The 20,814-nt window shown below is 69.4% G+C and carries 19 protein-coding genes; 8 read left to right on the forward strand and 11 right to left on the reverse strand.

Features of this window, described 5'->3' with window-relative positions:
* Positions 1-77: 77 nt before the first annotated feature.
* The 3 genes from ACIBGM_RS13990 to ACIBGM_RS14000 are packed head-to-tail and all read right to left on the reverse strand — an operon-like array spanning position 78 to position 2,792.
* Complete coding sequence (locus tag ACIBGM_RS13990; RefSeq protein ID WP_396385653.1) at positions 78-1,640, reverse strand: cation acetate symporter; 1,563 nt, start codon at positions 1,638-1,640, stop codon at positions 78-80.
* Positions 1,641-1,660: 20 nt separating this feature from the next.
* Complete coding sequence (locus tag ACIBGM_RS13995; RefSeq protein ID WP_396385655.1) at positions 1,661-2,041, reverse strand: hypothetical protein; 381 nt, start codon at positions 2,039-2,041, stop codon at positions 1,661-1,663.
* A gap of 1 nt (position 2,042) precedes the next feature.
* On the reverse strand, positions 2,043-2,792 hold the full coding sequence (locus ACIBGM_RS14000) for a LytTR family DNA-binding domain-containing protein (RefSeq protein ID WP_360524612.1): 750 nt from the start codon (positions 2,790-2,792) through the stop codon (positions 2,043-2,045).
* A 63-nt stretch (positions 2,793-2,855) separates the two neighbouring features.
* Here ACIBGM_RS14000 and ACIBGM_RS14005 point away from each other — a divergent pair, with 63 nt between their 5' ends.
* A complete protein-coding gene (locus tag ACIBGM_RS14005; RefSeq protein ID WP_360524615.1) occupies positions 2,856-3,788 on the forward strand; it encodes an aldo/keto reductase in 933 nt (310 codons plus the stop codon).
* On the opposite strand, the gene ACIBGM_RS14010 is transcribed toward ACIBGM_RS14005, so the two are convergent.
* From ACIBGM_RS14010 to ACIBGM_RS14035, 6 genes are all read right to left on the reverse strand, one after another.
* Positions 3,778-4,878, reverse strand: coding sequence for a CapA family protein (locus ACIBGM_RS14010; RefSeq protein WP_396385656.1), 1,101 nt, complete (start codon positions 4,876-4,878; stop codon positions 3,778-3,780). The two genes, ACIBGM_RS14005 and ACIBGM_RS14010, sit on opposite strands and share 11 nt — an antisense overlap.
* Before the next feature lie 4 nt (positions 4,879-4,882).
* Complete coding sequence (locus ACIBGM_RS14015) at positions 4,883-5,074, reverse strand: hypothetical protein (protein WP_360524621.1); 192 nt, start codon at positions 5,072-5,074, stop codon at positions 4,883-4,885.
* A gap of 134 nt (positions 5,075-5,208) precedes the next feature.
* Positions 5,209-6,423, reverse strand: a complete 1,215-nt coding sequence (gene fdhA / locus ACIBGM_RS14020; protein WP_360524624.1) for a formaldehyde dehydrogenase, glutathione-independent — start codon at positions 6,421-6,423, stop codon at positions 5,209-5,211.
* Positions 6,424-6,645: 222 nt separating this feature from the next.
* The gene (locus ACIBGM_RS14025; RefSeq protein WP_396385657.1) at positions 6,646-7,776 is read right to left on the reverse strand and encodes a histidine kinase; all 1,131 of its coding nucleotides are present in this window, start codon (positions 7,774-7,776) and stop codon (positions 6,646-6,648) included.
* A 17-nt stretch (positions 7,777-7,793) separates the two neighbouring features.
* Positions 7,794-8,531 (reverse strand): metallophosphoesterase family protein, encoded by a 738-nt coding sequence (locus ACIBGM_RS14030; RefSeq protein ID WP_396385658.1) that lies wholly within the window; start codon positions 8,529-8,531, stop codon positions 7,794-7,796.
* A gap of 55 nt (positions 8,532-8,586) precedes the next feature.
* Positions 8,587-9,789, reverse strand: coding sequence for a hypothetical protein (locus ACIBGM_RS14035; protein ID WP_396385659.1), 1,203 nt, complete (start codon positions 9,787-9,789; stop codon positions 8,587-8,589).
* Positions 9,790-9,984: 195 nt separating this feature from the next.
* Here ACIBGM_RS14035 and ACIBGM_RS14040 point away from each other — a divergent pair, with 195 nt between their 5' ends.
* Positions 9,985-11,412 carry a serine/threonine-protein kinase gene (locus tag ACIBGM_RS14040; RefSeq protein ID WP_396385661.1) on the forward strand — a complete coding sequence of 476 codons (1,428 nt, stop codon included), beginning with the start codon at positions 9,985-9,987 and terminating at the stop codon, positions 11,410-11,412.
* Here ACIBGM_RS14040 and ACIBGM_RS14045 read toward each other — a convergent pair.
* Positions 11,409-12,350: a hypothetical protein gene (locus ACIBGM_RS14045; protein ID WP_396385662.1), complete on the reverse strand. Its 942-nt coding sequence runs from the start codon at positions 12,348-12,350 to the stop codon at positions 11,409-11,411. The genes ACIBGM_RS14040 and ACIBGM_RS14045 overlap by 4 nt on opposite strands.
* A gap of 120 nt (positions 12,351-12,470) precedes the next feature.
* On the opposite strand from ACIBGM_RS14045, the gene ACIBGM_RS14050 reads away from it, so the two are divergent.
* From ACIBGM_RS14050 to ACIBGM_RS14065, 4 genes are read left to right on the forward strand one after another with little or no spacing between them, the layout of a single operon-like run.
* Complete coding sequence (locus ACIBGM_RS14050) at positions 12,471-13,805, forward strand: dipeptidase (RefSeq protein WP_360524642.1); 1,335 nt, start codon at positions 12,471-12,473, stop codon at positions 13,803-13,805.
* A 43-nt stretch (positions 13,806-13,848) separates the two neighbouring features.
* Entirely contained in the window at positions 13,849-14,973 is a 1,125-nt protein-coding gene (locus ACIBGM_RS14055; protein ID WP_396385663.1) for an NAD(P) transhydrogenase subunit alpha, read from the forward strand.
* Positions 14,970-15,275: an NAD(P) transhydrogenase subunit alpha gene (locus ACIBGM_RS14060; RefSeq protein ID WP_396385665.1), complete on the forward strand. Its 306-nt coding sequence runs from the start codon at positions 14,970-14,972 to the stop codon at positions 15,273-15,275. Before ACIBGM_RS14055 ends, ACIBGM_RS14060 begins: the two co-directional genes overlap by 4 nt.
* Entirely contained in the window at positions 15,272-16,642 is a 1,371-nt protein-coding gene (locus ACIBGM_RS14065) for an NAD(P)(+) transhydrogenase (Re/Si-specific) subunit beta (RefSeq protein ID WP_360524651.1), read from the forward strand. The genes ACIBGM_RS14060 and ACIBGM_RS14065 overlap by 4 nt, the downstream gene beginning before the upstream one ends.
* A gap of 195 nt (positions 16,643-16,837) precedes the next feature.
* Here the strand turns inward: ACIBGM_RS14065 and ACIBGM_RS14070 are convergent, their stop codons facing one another.
* Complete coding sequence (locus tag ACIBGM_RS14070; protein ID WP_396385666.1) at positions 16,838-17,821, reverse strand: LuxR C-terminal-related transcriptional regulator; 984 nt, start codon at positions 17,819-17,821, stop codon at positions 16,838-16,840.
* A gap of 279 nt (positions 17,822-18,100) precedes the next feature.
* Here ACIBGM_RS14070 and purF point away from each other — a divergent pair, with 279 nt between their 5' ends.
* Positions 18,101-19,663, forward strand: coding sequence for an amidophosphoribosyltransferase (purF, locus tag ACIBGM_RS14075; protein WP_396385667.1), 1,563 nt, complete (start codon positions 18,101-18,103; stop codon positions 19,661-19,663).
* 58 nt (positions 19,664-19,721) lie between these two features.
* A complete protein-coding gene (purM, locus tag ACIBGM_RS14080; RefSeq protein WP_396385668.1) occupies positions 19,722-20,801 on the forward strand; it encodes a phosphoribosylformylglycinamidine cyclo-ligase in 1,080 nt (359 codons plus the stop codon).
* Positions 20,802-20,814 lie beyond the last annotated feature (13 nt).

The raw sequence follows: 20,814 nt of genomic DNA on the forward strand, positions 1-20,814 counted from the left end.
ACCCACGAGCATCGAGCGCTCAGCGGACCACACCAGTCGTTCGGTGGATCACGGTCCTGCGACGAGCGGTCGAATCCTCACGACGAGCGGTACGGCGACAGCGGCAGACCGCGGTCGACGTCGACGGCCTCGGGGGTGTGCAGGCGGACCATGCTGCGGGCGGTGCCGGCCGGGATCTTGTCGGGAGTCAGCTTGGACACGACGATGACGGTGAGGAACGCGAGCGGCATCGTCCACGCGGCCGGTTGGCCGACGAGGGCCTGCGGCCAACCGCTCTCCGGCCCGCCGATCACGTTGACAAGAGCGGCGGCACTCGCCGCGACCCCACCGACGACGAGACCGGCGGCGGCGCCGGTCGTGGACATCCGCCGCCACCAGATCCCCAGCACCAGCAGGGGACAGAACGTCGACGCCGCGACGGCAAACGCCAGCCCGACCGTGTCCGCAAGACTCAGCGACCCCGTCAACTGGAACGCGAGATACGGCACGCACATCGACAGCAGCGCCGCGATCCGGAAGCTGTTCACCGCGACGTAGTCGCCGCCGGTCCACCGGTGCAACCGGCTCCGCAACAGGTCCTGGTCGATCACCCCGGCGATCGCCACGGTCAGCCCCGACGACGTCGACAGGAACGCCGCGAACGCCCCGGCCGCGACCAGCGCCCCGAGCAGATCCCCTGCTGTACCAGGGAAAATCCGTCCCGGCAGCTCCAGTACGACGGTATCCGCGCCAGTCCCGACCAGGTCCGGCGCGAATGTCCGCCCGAGGATCGCGTACATCGGCGGGAACAGGTAGAACGTCCCCAGCAGCGCCAGTACGACGACCGTCGTACGGCGTGCCGCCCGTCCGTCCGGGTTCGTGTAGAAGCGGACCAGCACGTGCGGCAGGCCCATCGTTCCGAAACAAAGGGCCAGGAGCAACGAGTACGTCGCGTACAGCGGGTGGTCCCGGCCGCCCGCGGTGGACAGCGGCTCGGCCCACTCCGCGCCGGCACCCTGCAGTGAGGACAGTACGCCGACCGAGTGGTCGAGGGATCGCCACCCGATCAGGATGACGAAGATCGGCGCGGCCAGGGCCGTGAGCTTCAGCCAGTACTGGAACGCCTGGACGAAGGTGATCGAACGCATGCCACCGGCGGCGACGTTGATCACCACGATCACCGCGACGACCGCGGCGCCGACGTCGGGCGGCGCACCCGTGACCGTCTGCAGAGTGAGGCCGGCGCCGTGGAGCTGGGGCAGCAGGTACAACGTGCCGATGCCGACCACGAGACCCGAGCAGATCCGCCGTACGACGGCCGACTCGAAACGGCTCTCGGCGAAGTCGGGCAATGTGTACGCACCCGATCGGCGCAGCGGTGCGGCGACGAGCACGAGCAGCATCAGGTAGCCGACCGTGTAGCCGACGGAGAACCAGAGCATGTCGGCGCCGTTCACCAGCACCAGCCCGGCGACGCCGAGGAACGAGGCCGCGGACAGGTACTCGCCGCTGATCGCGGACGCGTTCCACCGTGGCGTCACCACCCGGCTGGCGACGTAGAAGTCACTGGTCGTCCGGGAGATCCGCAACCCGAACAGGCCGATCCCGATCGTGGCCACGATCACCAGCGCGATCGCCGTCAAACTCGTTGCCGGCGACATCTAGTGCCTCCCGGTGGGCACTATTTCCGCCCGACGAACTCGGTGAACTCGGTCTCGATCCGCTCGGCGTTGCGGACGTAGATCCGGGCGGCGACGTAGACGACCGGGTAGACCACGATGCCGAGGATGACCCAGGGCAGCGGCAGGCCGAAGACGTCGAAGGTGCGGGTGGCGGGGACCAGTGCGAACAGCAGCGGGATGCCGCCGAGGACGACGGCCGCGCCGGCGATGACGGCGAGCGCGAGGCGGAGCTGGGACTGGATCAGCGAGGACATGTAGACCTCGCCGAGCCGGGTCTGCTCGTCGATCTCGCGGGTGCCGGTCGGGATGATCGGGCGCCGGGCCGCGCTCGTTCGCGGGCTGGTGACCCGGACGCGGCGCGGTCCTTCCGGCGTACTCATGTCAGCCACGCAGTGACGTCGACCGGACCAGCAGGTCGCGGAGCTCGCGGGTGTGGCGGCGGCTGACCGGCAGCCAGTCGCCGCCGACGCGGACCGCGCACCGGCCGCCGTCGACGCGCATCTCGTCCACGTGCGCGAGGGCGACGAGGGTACTGCGGTGGATCCGGGTGAAGCCGGCGTCGCGCCAGCGTTCCTCCAGCGTGCTGAGCGGGATCCGGACCAGGTGCGAGTTCTGCCCGGTGTGGAGGCGGGCATAGTCGCCCTGTGCCTCGACGTACCGAACTGTCGAGCGCTGGACGAACCGGGTGACGCCGGCCAGCTCGACCGGGATCACCTCGTCCTCGGTCTCCTCCGGGGACTGCAGCGCGGCCGGTGCGCCCGCGGTGAGGACCCGGCGGACCGCTTCGGCCAGTCGCTCGGCCCGGACCGGTTTCATCACGTAGTCGGTCGCCTGCAGCTCGAACGCAGCCACCGCGTGCTCGTCGTACGCGGTGACGAAGACGATCTGCGGCCGTGGCTGGCGGAACTTGGACAGCACGCTGGCCAGGTCGATGCCGTCCAGGCCGGGCATCTTGATGTCGCAGAACACCACGTCCAGGTCCGCGGCCTGCAGGATCTTCAGGGCGTCCGGACCGTTCGACGCGGTCCGGATCTCGCCGATCCGGTCGTCCCGCGACAGCAGGTACACCAGCTCGGCCAGGGCGGGCTCCTCGTCGTCCGCGACCAGCGCGCGCAGGGGAGTGTCGGCCATGCCCACACACTAATGCCAGCCGATCGCGATTTGGAGCTACTGTTGAACCGCTGAGGTGACCGGATGAGCACGCTGTCGATGACACTGGGGCAGACGGACATTCGTGTGTCCCGGCTCGGTGTCGGCGCGATGGTGTGGGGTGACATGTCGACCGCGCCGCGCTGGAACCCGGCCCGGAACGCCTACGGGCCGACCAGCACGGCCGAGGAGCAGGCAGCGGCGCTGGGCGTGAGCCTGAAGGCGGGACTGAACTTCATCGACACCGCCGCGATGTACGGCAAGGGTGCGTCCGAGCGCAGGGTCGGTGAGCTCACGGCAGGGCGGGACATCGTCGTGGCGACCAAGTTCCCGTCCGGCTTCTTCTCCCGGACGAGCAGCCTGCCGGCCACGCTGGACGGGAGCCTCGAACGACTCCGCCGTACGACGGTCGACCTGTACCAGGTGCACTTCCCGAGCCGGTGGATGTCGATCACGGCGTTGATGGACCTGATGGCCGACGCCGTCGAGGCCGGCAAGGTCCGAGCGGTGGGCGTAAGCAACTACAGCGCCGACCAGATGCGTACGGCGCACGCTCAGCTGGCTCGCAACGGGTTGGCGCTGGCCTCCAACCAGGTCCAGTATTCGCTGCTGCACCGCAACCCGGAGACGGACGGCGTGCTCGACGCCTGCCGAGAGCTGGGGGCCACTCTGATCGCCTACATGCCGCTGGCTTCGGGGGCGCTCACCGGCAAGTACTCGGCCGACAACCGACCAGCGGGCTGGCGGCGATACAACCGGGCCTTCAGCAGCGACAGGCTGGCCCGTCTGGTCGAGCTGCTGCGGGAGATCGGTGATCGGCACGACCGGAGTCCCAGTCAGGTCGCACTGCGCTGGCTGATCCAGCAGGACGGCGTACTGCCGATCGCAGGCGCCAAGAACGCGAACCAGGCCGCCCAGAACGCCGGGGCGCTGACGTTCACCTTGGACGACGCGGAAGTCGAGGCGCTCAGCAAGTGAGCTCGAGCAGCCCGTCCTCGTAGAGCTTGAATCGGGTGCCGTAGCGGCGACATACGCGGTTGAGCGTTCGGCACAACCACTCGGAGTCCTCGGCCGTTGCCGGGCGCAGCCGGAGGTGGTGGGTCTGCAGCGGCGCCAACCGCAGCCCGGTCAGCCGGCCGGTCGTGGATTCCACCGTCGCGAGGAACAGCAAACGCAGGTCGTCGCGGTATTGCTCGTAGCCGCTGATGCCCTCGTAGTCGTCGATCAGGTCGCCGCAGCTGTAGAGCACCAGCCGGTCCCGGTAGATCTCGATCGGCCGGGGATGGTGTGCGGAGTGTCCGTGCACGACATCGACGCCGCCGTCGATCAGCCGGTGCGCGAAGCGCGTCTGTCCGGCCGCGACGGCGTACCCCCAGTTGGATCCCCAGTGCACCGAGACGATGGCGACATCTCGGTCGCGCTTGACCTGCGACACTCGCGCGATGATCGCATCGGCGGTGTGCTCGGACAGATCAGGCAGCACGGCGATGCCGGGGCGGGTCGCCGTCGCCGCCCAGCCCTTCGGTACGCCGCTGGACGTCGCACCGAAGGCGAACACCACCACCCGGCCGCCGTCGGCCGGCAGCAGGGCGGGCTGGACCGCCGCGGTCGCGTTGCGGCCCGCGCCCGCGACTGCGACCCGTGCCCGGCGCAACGCGTCGAGGGTCTCCTCGAGTCCGCCGACGCCGAAGTCGAGGATGTGGTTGTTGGCGAGCGAGCAGAGGTCCAGCCGGGCAGCCGACAGCGCGGCTACGTTGTCCGGGTTCATTCGGTAGTGGATCCCTTTGCCGGCCGCGAAGTGGTCGCTCCGGGTGACGCTGGTCTCCAGGTTCACCAGCCGTACGTCGGGCCGGAAGCTGTCGAGGATCGCCAGGGCGTCTCCCCACGGCCAGGAGTAGCCGACCGGCGAGGGGATCGGATCGTTCAAGGCCTCGGCCAGCGCGACGTACGTCCGGGCATCGTGGACCGAGCGTTCCCGCAGTACCGGGTCGCCCGGATGCGGCAGGATCTGGTCGACGCCCCGGCCGAGCATCACATCGCCGCCCAGGAACAGCCGCACGGCGTCCACCGGCTCAGAACAACATGTGCGGAGCGTGCTCCGGCTGGTGCTCCCAGCGCAGGCGGCTCGATCCGAAGCCCGCGGCATGGACCCCGTCGTGACCGCGTGGACGCCGGCAGTAGTAGTACGGCGAGTAAAGGTCTCGGCAGGAGTCCTCGTAGGTCGTGTAGGCGAACTCGAGGTCCAGTCGGCTGTCATTGCTCATGAACGGTCGCTCTCGTCATGGATCCCTTCAATCGAAGTATCGCTCGGGCATGGTTACCGATGCGTTTCGCCCCGATGACGAGTTTGCACACGACGGGAGCCGGGCAGTGGCCCGGCTCCCGTCGGTTTGCGCGGTTACTTGATCAGCCCGTGCGGGTCGAGTACGTACTTGCGCGCCGCACCCTTGTCGAACTCGCGGTAGCCCTGCGGTGCCTCGTCGAGCGGGATCACCGTGGCGTTCACGTTCTTCGCGATCTGCGTACGGTCGTGCAGGATCGCCTGCATCAGCTGGCGGTTGTACCGCATGACCGGGCACTGACCTGTGGTGAACGACAGCGACTTGGCCCAGCCGAGGCCGAGCCGGATCGACAGCGAGCCGGTCTTCGCGGCCTCGTCACTCGCCCCGGGATCACCGGTGACGTAGAGGCCCGGGATGCCGACTGCGCCACCGGCACGGGTGACGTCCATGACCGTGTTCAGCACGGTCGCAGGACGCTCGGACCGGGCGTCGGTGCCGTGGCCGTGTGCCTCGAACCCGACCGCGTCGACCGCGCAGTCCACCTCCGGTTCGCCGAGGATCCGCTCGAGCTGATCCCTCGGGTCACCCTCGGACACGTCGATCGTCTCGCAGCCGAAACTGCGTGCCTGTTCGAGCCTTTCCTTCTGCAGGTCGGCCACGATGACGACCGCCGCGCCGAGCAGGAACGCCGAGGTGGCGGCCGCCAGGCCGACGGGTCCCGCCCCGGCGATGTACACGGTCGAACCGGTCCCGACGCCGGCAGTGACCGCGCCGTGGTACCCGGTGGGGAAGATGTCCGACAGCATCGCCAGGTCGCGGATCTTCTCGAGTGCCTGCTCCTTGTCGGGGAACTTCAGCAGGTTCCAGTCGGCGTACGGCACCAGCGCGTACTCCGCCTGGCCGCCGACCCAGCCGCCCATGTCGACGTACCCGTACGCCGACCCCGGCCGGTCCGGGTTCACGTTCAGGCAGACTCCGGTCTTGCCCTCCTTGCAGTTGACGCACCGCCCACAGGCGATGTTGAACGGGACCGACACCAGGTCGCCGACCTTGATGAACTCGACATCCCGGCCGACCTCCGCCACCTCACCGGTGATCTCGTGGCCGAGCGCCAGTCCGGGCGGTGCCGTCGTCCGGCCGCGCACCATGTGCTGGTCGCTGCCGCAGATGTTGCTGGCCACCACCTTCAGGATCGCGCCGTGCGGGATCTGACGGCCGACGTTCGCGGGGTTGACCCCCGGACCGTCCTTGAGCTCGAGGCTCGGGTAGTCGATGGTCTCGACCGCCACGTCGCCCGGCCCTTTGTAAATTACTGCCCTGTTACCTGGCACGAGAAAATCGCTCCTCTCCAGGAGGCTCCACCGCGGAACGCATGGAGCCGTGCGATACCGCTTTCCCGGGCCGCGATCGCCCCCAGCAGAAGGCGATCCGGTCGTCGCCTGCCCCGCTCAGGTGAATCCCGTCCAGAGGCGATGGCGCGCAAGGCCGACGCCGTCAGGGGGATCGTCTTCGACGCTAGTCAGCCCCAACGTCACGGTCAACGCGACACAGCCCTACGGCGCGGCATGCACTCCGGACGAGTACTTGGGGATGCGGAACGTCACCTTGGTTCCGGCGTCGACCGCGGTCTCCACGACCAGGCCGTACGCGTCGCCGTACACCTGCCGGAGGCGGGCGTCCACGTTGCCGAGGCCGACCGAGTCGCTGCCGGACTCCCCGGCCAGCGCGGCCCGGATCACCTCGGGGTCGCTGCCCGCGCCGTCGTCCTCGACACTGATCTCGGCCTCGTTGATCCGGTCCCGGGCCCGGATGGTGATCCGGCCGACCCCGGTGGTGCCTTCCAGGCCGTGCCGTACGGCGTTCTCCACCAGCGGCTGCACGACCAGGAACGGGATCACCACCGGCAGCACCTCGGGTGCGATCAGCAACGACACCTTCAGCCGGTCGCCGAACCGGGCCTGCTCGAGCACCAGATACCGCTCGACGTTGCGCAGTTCATCGGCCAGCGTGGTGAATTCCCCACCGCGCCGCAGCGCGTACCGGGAGAAGTCGGCGAACTCCAGCAGCAGCTCACGCGCCCGCTCCGGATCGGTCCGCACGAACGACGCGATCGCAGCCAGCGCGTTGTAGATGAAGTGCGGGCTGATCTGGGCCCGCAGCGCCCGCAGCTCGGCCTCCATCGCGCGGGTGCGCTCCTTGTTGAGCTCTGCCAGCTCCACCTGGCCGGATACCCAGCGGGCGACCTCCTCGGTCGCTCTGACCAGTGCAGCCGACGAGCGGATGCTGTACGCGACCAGTACGGCGACCACTCGCTCCTCGGTGACGATCGGAGCGACCACCGCCGTACGGATCGGGCACTGTGGGTCGCTGCAAGCCACGTCGTGGGCGCCGAGGACCGCCGTACGACCGGTGCGGAGCGTGGGGGCCGCGAGCGCCTTCGCGTCGCCGCGGTGGGTGCTCTCATAGGGGCCGCCGACGCCGTCCCAGGCCAGTACGCCGGAGGAGTCGCAGATGGCGATGGCCGCCGTACCCAGGAGGTCCCGGAGGTGGCGGCTCGCCTTGCCCGCCGCGGCGGGGGTTAGGCCCTCCCGCAGGTGGGGTGTGGCCAGCGAGGCGGTATGCAGGGTCGCATACGTCGCCTTGTCAGCCGGAGTCCCAAAATGCTTCCGCCGTCGCGCGAACACGTGTTGACGGTAACCGCTCAACCCTCCGCGCGGGGCCTGAACGCCTCCAGGGCTTCGGTGTCGGAGTAGTTCGACAGGAGGTATTCGGCCACCCAGGCCTCTCGATCGGGGTACGACGACTCAGCGACGATCCGGTCGGCGGCATACCTCCTGTCCAAATGTGCCCTTCGCAGCTGTACGCCGTCTGGAGTGAGCAGGGCCCAGCTCGGGCCGGGGGCGCCGTACGGCATGCCTACGCTGCCGGCGTTGACCACGAGGCGCCGGTCGACCTGGCGGGCGAACGGCATGTGCGTGTGTCCGCACACCACTGTGCGGGCCTCGTCCGGCAGCCCGCTGAACACCTGCGCCCACCGCGAGATCGGGCTGTCGACCAGCACCATCTCTTCGTCGTCCCGCGGCGTCGCGTGGCAGAACAGCGCCTCGCCGATCGTCACCGTGGTTGGCAAGCCGGCCAATAGCGCGACCTGATCGGCCCGCAACTGCTCGGCGGCCCAAGGACTCACACCGTCCGGCGCCTCGCCCTCGAACGTCCCCCGAGCCATGGCGACGAGCTCGCGGTCCGCGTTCCCCCGCACCCAGACCACCCGCTCGCCGAGCGACACCAGCAAGTCCAACGTCTCCACCGGCTGCGGCCCGCTGGCGATGTCCCCCGCCAGCACGATCACATCGGCGTCCCGCACGTCCGACTCGCCCAGCACCGCCTCGAGCGCAGGCAACACCCCATGCACGTCCGCCAGCACCGCAACAGTCGTCATGCCGCCAGTCTGCTGTGAAACCGCGACGGCAGCGGGGATGTCTGCTACCGGCAGATCAGGTGCCGAGCACCAGCGACTGGTCGGTGACGATCTTGGTGGCGAGCTCGCAGGCGGCGGTGGCGAGGTTGCAGCGGACGATCGCCTGGTCGACGTTCTCCGTCTCGCCCTGGCCGTCGCCCACGGCCACGATCAGCACGTGCTGGTCGTCCTCGGCGGCGATCCGGTGGAAGCAGCCGTTCCACTCGCGGACCACCTTGCCGGTCTGGGCGTCCACCGCGGCCTGGACCACGTTGCAGTAGCCGTCGCCGTACGCCGGTCCGCCGACCGCCGTACGGGCGTCCGGGGTGAAGCCGGTGATCCAGTAGTCGCAGGTGCGCGACAGTTGCTTGCCGGAGCCGACGTCGACCATCGACGAGCAACTGCCGCCGTCGTTGATCAGGTTCACCGAGGAGGCCACGCTGCCGTCCCTCGACACGGCCGACGCCGAGGCGACCGTCTTGACCACGACGGGCTTCGCCGCACCCGGCACCCAGCTGTACAGCTTCCAAGCGCCGCTGTCGTCGTTGTCCGCGCGGTAGTAGACCTTGTCGCCCACGTAGGCGAGCACCTGCAGATTCCAGGCGTCCGGCAGCTTCAGCGACTTCAGGAAGCCGTCCTCACCCGGGTCCTCGGCGTAGACGATGCCGCCCTGCTTCTGCGCACCGAGCCAGCTGGGCCGGGCCGCTGCATAGGCCGCCGCGGACTGGTCGGCCTTCGTGACCAGCGAGGACACGTCCGGGGTACGGCGTACCTCGCCGGAGCCAGTCACCTTGATCAGCTCGGTCCCCGCGTCGCCATTCGTGACGGCTGCCAGGGCATCGGTCTCCAGCCGGCCGATCGCGAGGATGCCGCCGGTGCCGGGGATCTTGAGCGCGCTGCCGGCGCCGCCGCGGACCTCGCGGCCGACCAGGTACGGGATCGCCGGCTCGCGGCCCTGGGACAGCTTGTTGATGTCCACGTTGACCTTGGTCGGCCCGGTGGACGTCGGCGGGGCGCTGGTCGGCGTCACGGTCGGCGTCGGCTTGGCGGACGTCGAAGTCTTCGACGGCGTCGGCTTCGGCGTGGGGCTCGGGGTCGGAGACGGTGAGCCGGTCAACGGGGCGGCGTCGGCTTCGGCTGACTGCGGGCCTTGGCGGTAGGCGAAGGCTGCGCCGATCGCTACGGCGGCTACTGCTACGGAGGCGACCAGGATGACCAGGCGCCTGTTGTTGCTCCGCATCACCGGGCTCCTTACTTACGATCCGAGCAGCAGAGGTTCGGAGGTACGCCCGCCACCAACGAGTGGTTTCTGCTGGTCACCCCTGCCTCGTTCATCGCCGTTTGGACGCTCCGGAACCCCGATTTGTTCGGCCCGAAACGCCGTACCCGATGCTCCGGCGAACGAGTCGCAGGAGGCATCGAGCATAATTGCGCCATGGACCAGCCACCCCGGATCGGCCGGTACTCCCTGGTCCGCCGGGTGGGTGCCGGAGGTTTCGCGACCGTTTGGCTGGCCCGGGACGAGCAGCTGGACGCCGAGGTCGCGGTCAAGATCCTCTCCGACAACTGGATCGAGGACGAGGACGTCCGGCGCCGGTTCCTGGCCGAGGGCCGGTTCCTGCGCAAGGTCGACTCGCTGTACGTCGTCGGCGTCCACGACATCGGTGAGGCCGAGGACGGCCGCCCGTTCATGGTGCTCACGTACGCCGACGGCGGCACTCTCGCGGAACGGATCAAGGCCGGCCCGCTCGAGATCGCCGAGGTGGTCCGGGTGATCGGCCAGGTCGGCCGGGGCCTGAAGCACCTACACAGTCGTGGCGTCCTGCACCGCGACGTGAAACCGGCGAATGTGCTGTTCCGCACCGACCCGGCCGGCGACCGCGCGATGCTGTCCGACCTCGGGCTGGGCAAGTCGCTGGCCGAGGTCTCCCGGATCACGATGCCCGGCGGCACCCCGGCGTACGTCGCGCCCGAGCAGGTCCGCGGCGAGCGGCTGGACCACCGGGCCGACCTCTACTCGCTGGGCGCGGTCGCGTACGCCGCCTTCACCGGCCAGGCGCCGTACGGCGTGGCGAGCCTGAGCGCCGTGATGCAGATCGACACCCCGCCGCCGTCGATGGCGACCCTGCGCGAGGACATCTCGGACGCGATCGACGTCGTCGTACGGCGTGCCCTCGAGCCGGACCGGGACAAGCGCTGGCCGGACCTGGACAGCTTCCTCAACGCCCTGCGCGACGCGCACACCACCGGCGAGGTCCCGCCCGGCCTGGTCCCGGCCGCCGAGATGCCAACCCCCGCCGCCCCACCCGCCGACGTCGACCAGGCCACCGCCCTCGCCAGCGCCAACCAGTCCACAGTCGCGACCAAACCAAAACGCTCGGTCCGCGGCCGCGTCATCGCCGCACTGGTCGCCCTCGTCCTCGCCGCCGGCGGTGGCTACGCGGGTTACCAGTTCGTGCTGACCCGCCCGGCGACCGTCGAGTACAGCGGGCTGTCCGTCGAAGTGCCGAGGGAGTGGACGCAGAAAGCCGAGCGGGGAGACGGACCTGCGCTGCTGGTGAGCACCAACACCGCGGACTGGGGCAAGTCCAGCCAAACCGATGGTGTGTATCTCGGCATCACCAGCAAGACCGAGCTGCCGACCACCGCGACACCTCCGCCGGGCTGCCAGGCGATCGCGGGGGAGAAACAGGACGTCGATGGTCAGCAGGCGGTCCTCTTCCGCTACCCGTGCTCGGACGCGCACACCGTCTTGGAGCGGTTCATCCTGCAACCTGATGGAAAGCTCCTGCAGGTCCAGGTGCGTGACGACAACCCCGAGAACAGGCAGGCCGTCCTGGACTCGGCGTCGTACACGCCCTAAGGGACGAGCGACGTCAGCGACGAGATGGTTGCCTTGTGCATGCGGGGGATGACGTTGAGGGTGGCCGGGTCGGAGCCGTAGAGGTGTGAGGCGGACTCGTAGACCAGGTACGCCGTTCCGTTGTACTCCGTGATGCCCTCCGTCATGCTCGGGGCCCGGAAGCAGCTCAGTGCCGCCGCGTCCAGGTCCTTCTGGCCGCGCTTCACCACGTAGATGTTGCTGCGGTTGGTGCGCCCGTACGACGTGCTGTAGATGAAGTGGTTCGCGGTCACCGTCAGGCCCTGCGTCTTGGTCGGCACCTCCCACGCGCCGGCCACCGTGGTCAGCGTCCCGTCGTCGGCGATCTTGTACTCGTACATGATCCCGCGACCCTCGGAGTTGAACGATCCCGAGAACAGCGAGTCGCCGTAGCTCCCGATGAACGACGAGGCAGCCACGTCCCGCGCGGTCCCGACCTGCGTGAGGTACGGCGTACCCGCAGCCTTCAGCGCATCACGCAAGGCCGTCAGCCGGTACTTGCGGATGCTGCTGCCTTGGCCGGACACGAAGGCCCAGCCCTTGCTGACCGTGATGCCGCCGACGTGCGACTCAGCGATCGCGACCACGCCGACGGTGGCGCCCGTGGCCGGGTCGATGCCGTAGATCTGCGAGTCGGCGCCGGTGCGGTAGGAGCCGACCAGCAGGAGGTTCTTGCCGGTGCCGTCCCAGTTGTACCAAGTGCCGGCGCCTTGAGGGGTGTGCGTGCTCAGGTTGGGGATGCTCGCGCTGTTGCTGAAGCGGGCGTCGTACTTGTACGACGCGGATGGGCCGTCGTAGAAGGTCGAGCCGCCACTGGTGGCGGTGTCACAGCTGATCGCGGCACTGGCCGGCAGTCCGGCGGTCAGCGTGGCAGCGGAGGTAAGGAGGGCAGCGAAGATGGCTGTCAGTCGTCTGGACATGGGCGTTGTCCTTCGAGGTTGGGCGGAAACCTACGACAATTCCAGAGTAAATCGGCAATGAGTAACGCGCGAGGGTGTAGCGGGCGTCGCGCTCCCGAACGGACGCCGTACGGTAGGCGCATGACCGATCTGTCCGCGGCGATCGACCGCGTTCTGCCCAGCGTCCGTGCCGACCTCGAGGACCTCATCCGGATCCCGTCGGTCAGCTACGAACCGGCCCGCGCGGCCGACGTCCAGCGCTCCGCCGAGGCGACCGCCTCGCTGTTCGAGGCCGAGGGCTTCACGGTGAAGATCGTCCGCGCCGGCGACGGCGCGCCCGCGGTGATCGCTAAGAAGGCGGCCCCGGCCGGGAAGCCGACGGTCCTGCTGTACGCGCACCACGACGTCCAGCCGACCGGACCGGTCGAGCAGTGGACCTCCGACCCGTTCGAGCCGGCTGAGCGCGGGGACCGGCTGTACGGCCGGGGCGCGGCCGACGACAAGGCGGGGATCGCTGCGCACCTGGCCGCCGTACGGGCCTTTGGCAACGACCTGCCGGTGGGCGTGACGGTGTTCGTCGAAGGTGAGGAGGAGATCGGCTCACCGACCCTGCTGCAACTGCTGGACGAGTACTCCGAGGAGCTTGCCGCCGACGCGATCGTCATCGCGGACTCGGGCAACTGGGATATCGGCCAGCCGGCGCTGACCGTGTCGCTGCGCGGCCTGGTCGAGTCGTACGTCGAGGTCCGCACCCTCGACCACGCGGTTCACTCCGGCCTGTTCGGCGGCCCGATTCCGGACGCGCTGTCGGCGTTGTGCCGACTGCTCGCGACCCTGCACGACGACAAGGGCGACGTCGCCGTGGACGGTCTGCACGCCTCGCGGGCGGCGGATGTCGTGTACCCCGAGGACCGGCTGCGGGCCGAGTCGAGTGTGCTGGACTCGGTCCGGCTGACCGGTTCCGGCTCGCTCGTCGACCGGCTGTGGACGCGTCCGTCGATCGCCATCCTCGGCATCGACACCCCGTCGGTGGCCGAGGCCAGCAACACGCTGGTGCCGGTCGCGCGCGCCAAGGTAGGCCTGCGGGTCGCGCCCGGCGACGACGCGATCAAGGCGAGCGCGGCGCTGAGGGAACACCTCGAGAACAATGCGCCGTGGGGTGCGCAGGTCACCGTCACCGACGGGCAGACCGGCCAGCCGTGCAGCATCAACGCGCGCGGCGCCGGGTACGAAGCAGCCCGAGCCGCCTTCAAGACGGCGTGGGGAGTCGAGCCGATCGACATGGGCATGGGCGGGTCGATCCCGTTCATCGCCGAGTTCCAGCAGGCCTTCCCGGAGGCCTCGATCCTGGTCACCGGCGTGGAGGATCCGGACACCCGCGCGCACGGAATCGACGAGGGTCTGCACCTGGCGGAGTTCCGCAAGGTCTGCCTCGCCGAGGCCCTCCTGCTCCAGAACCTGGCCGACCAAGCCTGACCGGGCTTTCCGGCGACCCAGTGTTTGGCATAGGTTTCGGCGAGTGAAGATCGCAGTCGTACGGGAGACCAGACCGGCCGAGCGCCGGGTTGCGCTGGTGCCGGAACAAGTCGCGAAACTCATCGAGCTCGGCTATGAGGTGGCGGTCGAGCCGGCCGCCGGCGAACGAGCGCTGTACTCCGACGAGCAGTACCGCGACGCCGGGGCCGACGTCGCCTGGGGCGCCGACCACGCGGCCACCATCGTGGCGTCGGTGCAGCCGCTGGAGCGCGAGCGCCTGCAGCGGCTGCACGCCGGTACGGCGCTGATGTCGTTCCTGCCGACGAATCCGCCGGATGTGGTCCGGACCGCCACCCGGGCCAAGCTCACCGCGTTCGCGATGGAGCTGATCCCGCGGATCTCCCGGGCCCAGTCGATGGACGCGCTGTCCTCGCAGGCCCTGGTCGCCGGCTACCGCGCCGCGATCGTCGCGGCCGAACGGCTGCCGCGCTTCTTCCCGCTGAACATGACCGCGGCCGGCACGGTCCCACCCGCTCAAGTCCTCATCCTGGGCGCCGGTGTGGCCGGCCTGCAGGCGATCGCGACCTGCAAGCGCCTCGGTGCCGTCGTGAAGGCGTACGACGTCCGCACGGCGGCCGCCGAGGAGATCGCGTCGATGGGCGCCGTACCGATCGAGCTGGAGCTCGGGACGCTGGACGGCCCCGGCGGCTACGCCCGCGAGATGACACCGGAACGCGCCCAGCTGCAGCGCGAGCTGCTCACCCCGTACGTCGCCGCCGCGGACGCCCTGATCACCACAGCCGCCGTACCGGGGCGGACTGCGCCGATCCTGGTGTCGCGCTCGATGGTCGAGCAGATGAAGCCCGGCTCGGTCGTGGTCGACCTGGCCTCCGAGCAGGGCGGCAACGTCGAGGGGTCGGTCGCCGGCACCGAGCTGACCATCGGCGACGCGCTGGTCTGGGGTGGCGCGAATGTGCCCAGTCAGCTGGCCGGACCGGCCAGCCGGCTCTACGGTCAGAACATCGCCAACCTGATCCGGCTGATGACCCGCAATGCGGCGTTCGATCCGGACTTCGACGACGAGATCGTCCGCGGCTGCTGCGTCACCCACGACGGCAGCGTGCTGCACGAGCCGACCCGTGAACTTCTGGAAGGACAAGCCCCGTGAGCGAGTCCATCGCGCTGCTGACGATCTTCGTGCTGGCCGCGTTCGTCGGCGTCGAGGTGATCAGCAAGGTCTCCTCGACCCTGCACACCCCGCTGATGTCCGGGGCGAACGCGATCCACGGTGTCATCCTGGTCGGCGCCATCATCGTCACCGGCCAGGCCGAGTCCGCGATCGTGGTGGCGGTCGGGCTGCTGGCCGTCGTCCTGGCGACCGTCAACATGGTCGGCGGGTTCGTGGTCACCGACCGGATGCTGCAGATGTTCAAAGGTCCGGGGGCTCGCAAGAAGGAGCTGCGCAAGTGATCCCCACCTGGGCCCAGATCGGCTACCTGGTCGCCGCGGTCTGCTTCATCGTCGCGCTGAAGGCGCTGTCGTCGCCGAAGTCCGCCCGGGCCGGTAACGCGCTCGGCGCGGCCGGCGCGGTGCTCGCGGTGGTGATCACCTTCGTCGCCTACAAGCCGGACCACCTGGCGCCGATCCTGATCGCGCTGGCCGTCGGCACCGTCGGCGGCGTGGTCGGGTCCCGCCGGGTGCAGATGACCCACATGCCGCAGCTCGTTGCCCTGTTCAACGGCGTCGGCGGCGGCGCGGCCGCCCTGGTCGCGCTGATGGAGCTCGGCGACGTCCGCGACGGCCAGACCGTCGCCGCGATCGCGACCGCGTTCACCATCCTGGTCGGCGCGATCAGCTTCTCCGGCTCGATCGTCACCTTCGCCAAGCTGCAGGAGCTGATGACGACCCGGCCGGTGACGTTCCCCGGGCTGCCGGTGCTGTTCATCGCCGCGATCATCGGCGGCATCGCGCTGGCCGGCTGGCTGGTCTCCGACCCGCGGGTGTGGGTCGGCGTTCTGCTCTGCCTGCTCGGGCTCGCGGTCGGCGTCATGCTGGTGCTGCCGGTGGGCGGCGCCGACGTCCCGATCGTGATCTCGCTGCTGAACGCCTTCACCGGCCTCACGGTCGCGGCCGGCGGGTACGTGCTCGGCAACACGCTGCTGCTGGTGGCCGGCACCCTGGTCGGTGCGGCCGGTACGTTGCTGACCAAGCTGATGGCCGATGCGATGGGCCGCTCGCTCTACAACATCCTGTTCGGCGCGATCCGCGGCGGCTCGACCCTGGGCGCCGGTACGGCGTCCGAGCGGCCGGTCATCTCGGGTGGCGCGGAGGATGTCGCGATCCTGCTCGGGTACGCGAACAAGGTCATCGTCGTGCCCGGGTACGGCCTCGCGGTCGCCCAGGCCCAGCACACCCTGCGCGAGCTGGTCGAGGAGCTGCAGAGCCGCGGCGTGAAGGTCGACTACGCGATCCACCCGGTCGCGGGCCGGATGCCGGGCCACATGAACGTGCTGCTGGCCGAGGCGCAGGTGCCGTACGAGCAGCTGCGTGAGATGGACGACATCAACGGCGACTTCAAGTCCACCGACGTGGTCCTGGTGGTCGGCGCCAACGACGTGGTCAACCCGGCCGCCCGCACCACCCCGAGCGCCCCGATCTACGGGATGCCGATCCTGAACGCCGACGAGGCCCAGCGGGTCATCTTCCTCAAACGCTCGATGCGGCCCGGTTTCGCCGGTATCGAGAACGAGCTCCTCTACGACCCGCGAACCACGCTGCTGTTCGGCGACGCCCGTGACTCGCTCACCAAACTCCTCGCCGCCCTCAAGATGGTCTGACCCCGATTACGTTGTCAACGGCGAAAGCCGCGAACTAAACCACGCCAAACCCGGATAATCAAGCGTTTGGCATCTTCCTGCCCGGGTCGCCGGCCAGCGGTACAGACCGGATGCGCCGGCCGGGAATCCTTGCGGACACAGGCGTCCGGGCGCGGGCGCCGTACCCGGGGAATTCGGCCGGAATTGCCGGTCCGGTCAGACCCAGCCGCGTTTTGCCGCGGCCACGCCCAATTCAAATCGGCTGGCGGCGTCGAGACGCTCGGAAAGGTTCGCGGTAATTCGCCGGGCAGTACGCAAAGAAATACCCAGCAAACGCGCGACCTGTTCGTCTTTCGCGCCGCCTGCGAGCAAACGCAGAACTTCGGCTTCGTGCGGTGTCAGCGGGGTGTTGTCGTCGCGGTCCTCCGGGGCGAACAGTTCGGTCGCCCGGGACCAGTAGGAGTCGAAGAGCGCGAGGGCCACCGAGACGACGGCCGGGGACCGGTGGATGACCGCGCCGGCCGTCGGGTTCTCCGGGTCCATCGGCATGATCGCGATCTCCTGGTCGAAGATCAGCAGCCGCATCGGCAGCGTCGGGGTCGCCCGCACCTCACCGCCGAGCCGGTGCATCGCCGCGGCGTAGTCCAGCGCCTGCTTCGACGCGGTCATGCTCTGCAGGTAGACGGTCCGCATCTTCAGCCCGCGCTCGAGCAACGGCAGGTCAGGCGACCGGTCCATCGGCTGGATGGTGTCGTCGATGTGAGCGGGCACCAGGCCCCAGAACGTCTCCCGGGCCTTCAGGCCGAGCTCCTCGATCCGGCGCGACGCGTTCGCCCGGCCCTTCAGCACCTCGACGTCGCCGCTGCTCCGGGCCGTCAGTAACTCGTTGTACTGCTCCGCGACGATCTCGGCCGAGGCTTCGGCCTCGCGAAGCTCACCGAGCGCCATGTTCAGCTCGGTGCGCCGCCGCTCGGCGAGACCGGTCAGGCCGACCCGCGGGTGCACTGCGTGCTCACTGTCCGGGTCGGTCCAGGTCGGCACCAGCAGGCCGAGTTCGCGCAGAGTGTCCATCCGCTGCTGAACCTGCGGCAACGGACTTTTTACTAGCGCGGCAATCTGCTCCGGCGTACTGTCTGGGTGGCTGAGGAGGGCGTGATAGACCGCGAAAGTGGCTTCGTCCACCCCCAGCGGCTCGAACACTTTTCTTCTCTCCTCAGGACTTGGTGGAACCGACCATATACACAGTGCTTCGACAGTGAGACCCGGCAGTTGGTTCCGGAATTATTTCGAAGGGACAAGTTGTGATCAAGAAGTTGCTGACTGTAGTCAGCCTCGGACTGCTCCTGCTGCCCGCCGCCCCGACGTCCCTCACGACCGTCGCCGCGGGCAGCCGGCCCGGATGCATCGGAATGACCTGCTGGTAGTCCACCGGGATCGGTGGTGTCCGGAGGGCTGTTCCGCGTCCCGTAGACTGCTGGCGTGGCTCGTGGCGATGGTCGGCTCACTCATGACCTGGACCCGCAGGACCTTGGCCCGCAGGACGCGTGTGGCGTCTTCGGGGTTTGGGCGCCGGGGGAAGAGGTCGCCAAACTCACCTATTTCGGGCTCTACGCTCTGCAGCACCGCGGGCAGGAGTCGGCTGGCATAGCAGTCAGCAACGGCAGCCAGATCCTCGTCTACAAGGACATGGGTCTGGTCAGCCAGGCGTTCGACGAGGCGACCCTGGCCTCACTGCGGGGGCACATCGCGATCGGTCACTGCCGGTACTCGACCACCGGGTCGAGCGTGTGGGCGAACGCGCAGCCGACGTTCCGGTCCACCGCGACCGGGTCGATCGCTCTCGGTCACAACGGCAACCTCACCAACACCGGTGAGCTGGCCGCGAGCCTCAACGGCGGCGGTGACCTGGATCTCGGCCTGGACGTCGAGGTCGAGCACGCGAAGGCGAACGCCAAGCACAGCGCCTCCTCGGACACCGACATCCTGACCTCGATGCTGGCCGGCTACCCGGACCTCACCATCGAGCAGGCGGCGGCCAAGATCCTGCCGAAGGTGAAGGGCGCCTTCAGCCTGGTCTTCATGGACGAGAACACGCTGTACGCCGCCCGCGACCCGCAGGGCATCCGCCCGCTGGTGCTGGGCCGGCTGGAGCGCGGCTGGGTGGTCGCCAGCGAGACCGCCGCCCTGGACATCGTCGGCGCCTCCTTCATCCGGGAGATCGAGCCCGGCGAGATCGTCGCGATCGACGCCGAGGGGCTGCGCTCGACCCGGTTCGCCGAGGCCGACCCCAAGGGCTGCCTGTTCGAGTTCGTCTACCTGGCCCGCCCGGACACCCAGATCTCCGGTCAGCGGATCCACTCCACCCGGGTCGAGATCGGCCGCCGGCTGGCCCGCGAGCACCCGGCCGAGGCCGACCTGGTGATCGCCACCCCGGAGTCCGGCGTCCCCGGCGCGATCGGGTACGCCGAGGAGTCCGGCATCCCGTACGGCTCCGGCCTGGTCAAGAACGCGTACGTCGGCCGCACCTTCATCCAGCCCAGCCAGACCATCCGCCAGCTCGGCATCCGGCTCAAGCTGAACCCGCTGCGCGAGGTGATCGAGGGCAAGCGGCTGGTCGTGGTCGACGACACCATCGTCCGCGGCAACACCCAGCGGGCGGTGATCCGGATGCTGCGCGAGGCCGGCGCCAAGGAGATCCACGTCCGGATCACGGCGCCGCCGGTGAAGTGGCCGTGCTTCTACGGCATCGACTTCGCCAGTCGCGCCGAGCTGATCGCGAACGGCCTGAACACCGAGGAGATCTGCCGCTCGCTGGGCGCCGACTCGCTCGGCTACATCAGCCTGGACGCGCTGGTCGAGTCCACCACGGTGCCGAAGGAGCGGCTCTGCCGTGCCTGCTTCGACGGGGTCTACCCGGTCGAGTTGCCGGACCCGGAGCACCTCGGCAAGCACCTGCTGGAGCTGCCGGTGGCCACCGACATCGACGGCCTGGCCACTGTCTCCGGTGGCGCCGGCGCCGCCGACGCACTCAGCCGTCCGTAATGGGCCGTCCGTAATGGGCTGCCCGTAACGGGCGTACGCCGTACCGAGGAGAAGAACCGTGAGTGATGGGAGCTACGCCGCCGCCGGAGTCGACATCGAGGCCGGGGACCGGGCCGTCGAGCTGATGAAGGAGTGGGTGGCGAAGGCGACCCGCCCCGAGGTGGTCGGCGGGCTCGGCGGGTTCGCCGGGCTGTTCGACGCCACCGCGCTGACGTCGTACCGGCGGCCGCTGCTGGCGACCTCGACCGACGGGATCGGCACCAAGGTCGCGATCGCGCAGAAGCTCGACAAGCACGACACGATCGGGTTCGACCTGGTCGGCATGGTCGTCGACGACCTGGTCGTGTGCGGCGCCGAGCCGCTGTTCATGACCGACTACATCTGCACCGGCAAGGTGGTCCCGGAGACGATCGCGCAGATCGTGAAGGGCATCGCCGAGGCCTGTGTCGAGGCCGGTACGGCGCTGGTCGGCGGCGAGACCGCCGAGCACCCGGGCCTGCTCGAGCCGGACGAGTACGACGTCGCCGGCGCAGCGACCGGTGTCGTCGAGGCCGACGAGGTGCTGGGTGCGGAACGGGTCCGCGCGGGTGACGTGGTCGTGGCGATGGGATCCTCGGGCCTGCACTCGAACGGGTACTCGCTGGTCCGGCACGTGTTCCTCCAGCGGGCGCGCTGGACGCTGGACCGCGAGGTGCCGGAGCTGGGGACCACGCTGGGTGAGGTGCTGCTGACCCCGACCCGGGTCTACGCCAAGCACTGCCTGGAGCTGATCCAGGAGCTGAACGGCGAGTTCGAGGGCGACGCCAAGCCGCTGCACGCGATGTCGCACATCACCGGCGGCGGGTTCGCGGCCAACCTGGCCCGGGTCATCCCGGACGAGCTGTCGGTCCGGATCGACCGGTCCACCTGGACGCCGGACCCGATCTTCGGGCTGGTCGGGCTGCTCGGCGACGTGGCGCTGCCCGAGCTGGAGAAGACGCTCAACATGGGGGCGGGGATGGTCGCCGTACTGGATCCGTCGGTGGCGGACCAGGCGATCGCGGCGCTGGCGGCGCGCGACATCCCGGCATGGGTGTGCGGCGAGGTCGGCCCGACCGCGGGCGGGACCGTCACGCTGGAAGGCGTGTACGCCAAGTAGGCCGACCGCTGAG

Source organism: Kribbella sp. NPDC050470, from assembly GCF_044458365.1.
Classification (GTDB): Bacteria; Actinomycetota; Actinomycetes; order Propionibacteriales; family Kribbellaceae; genus Kribbella.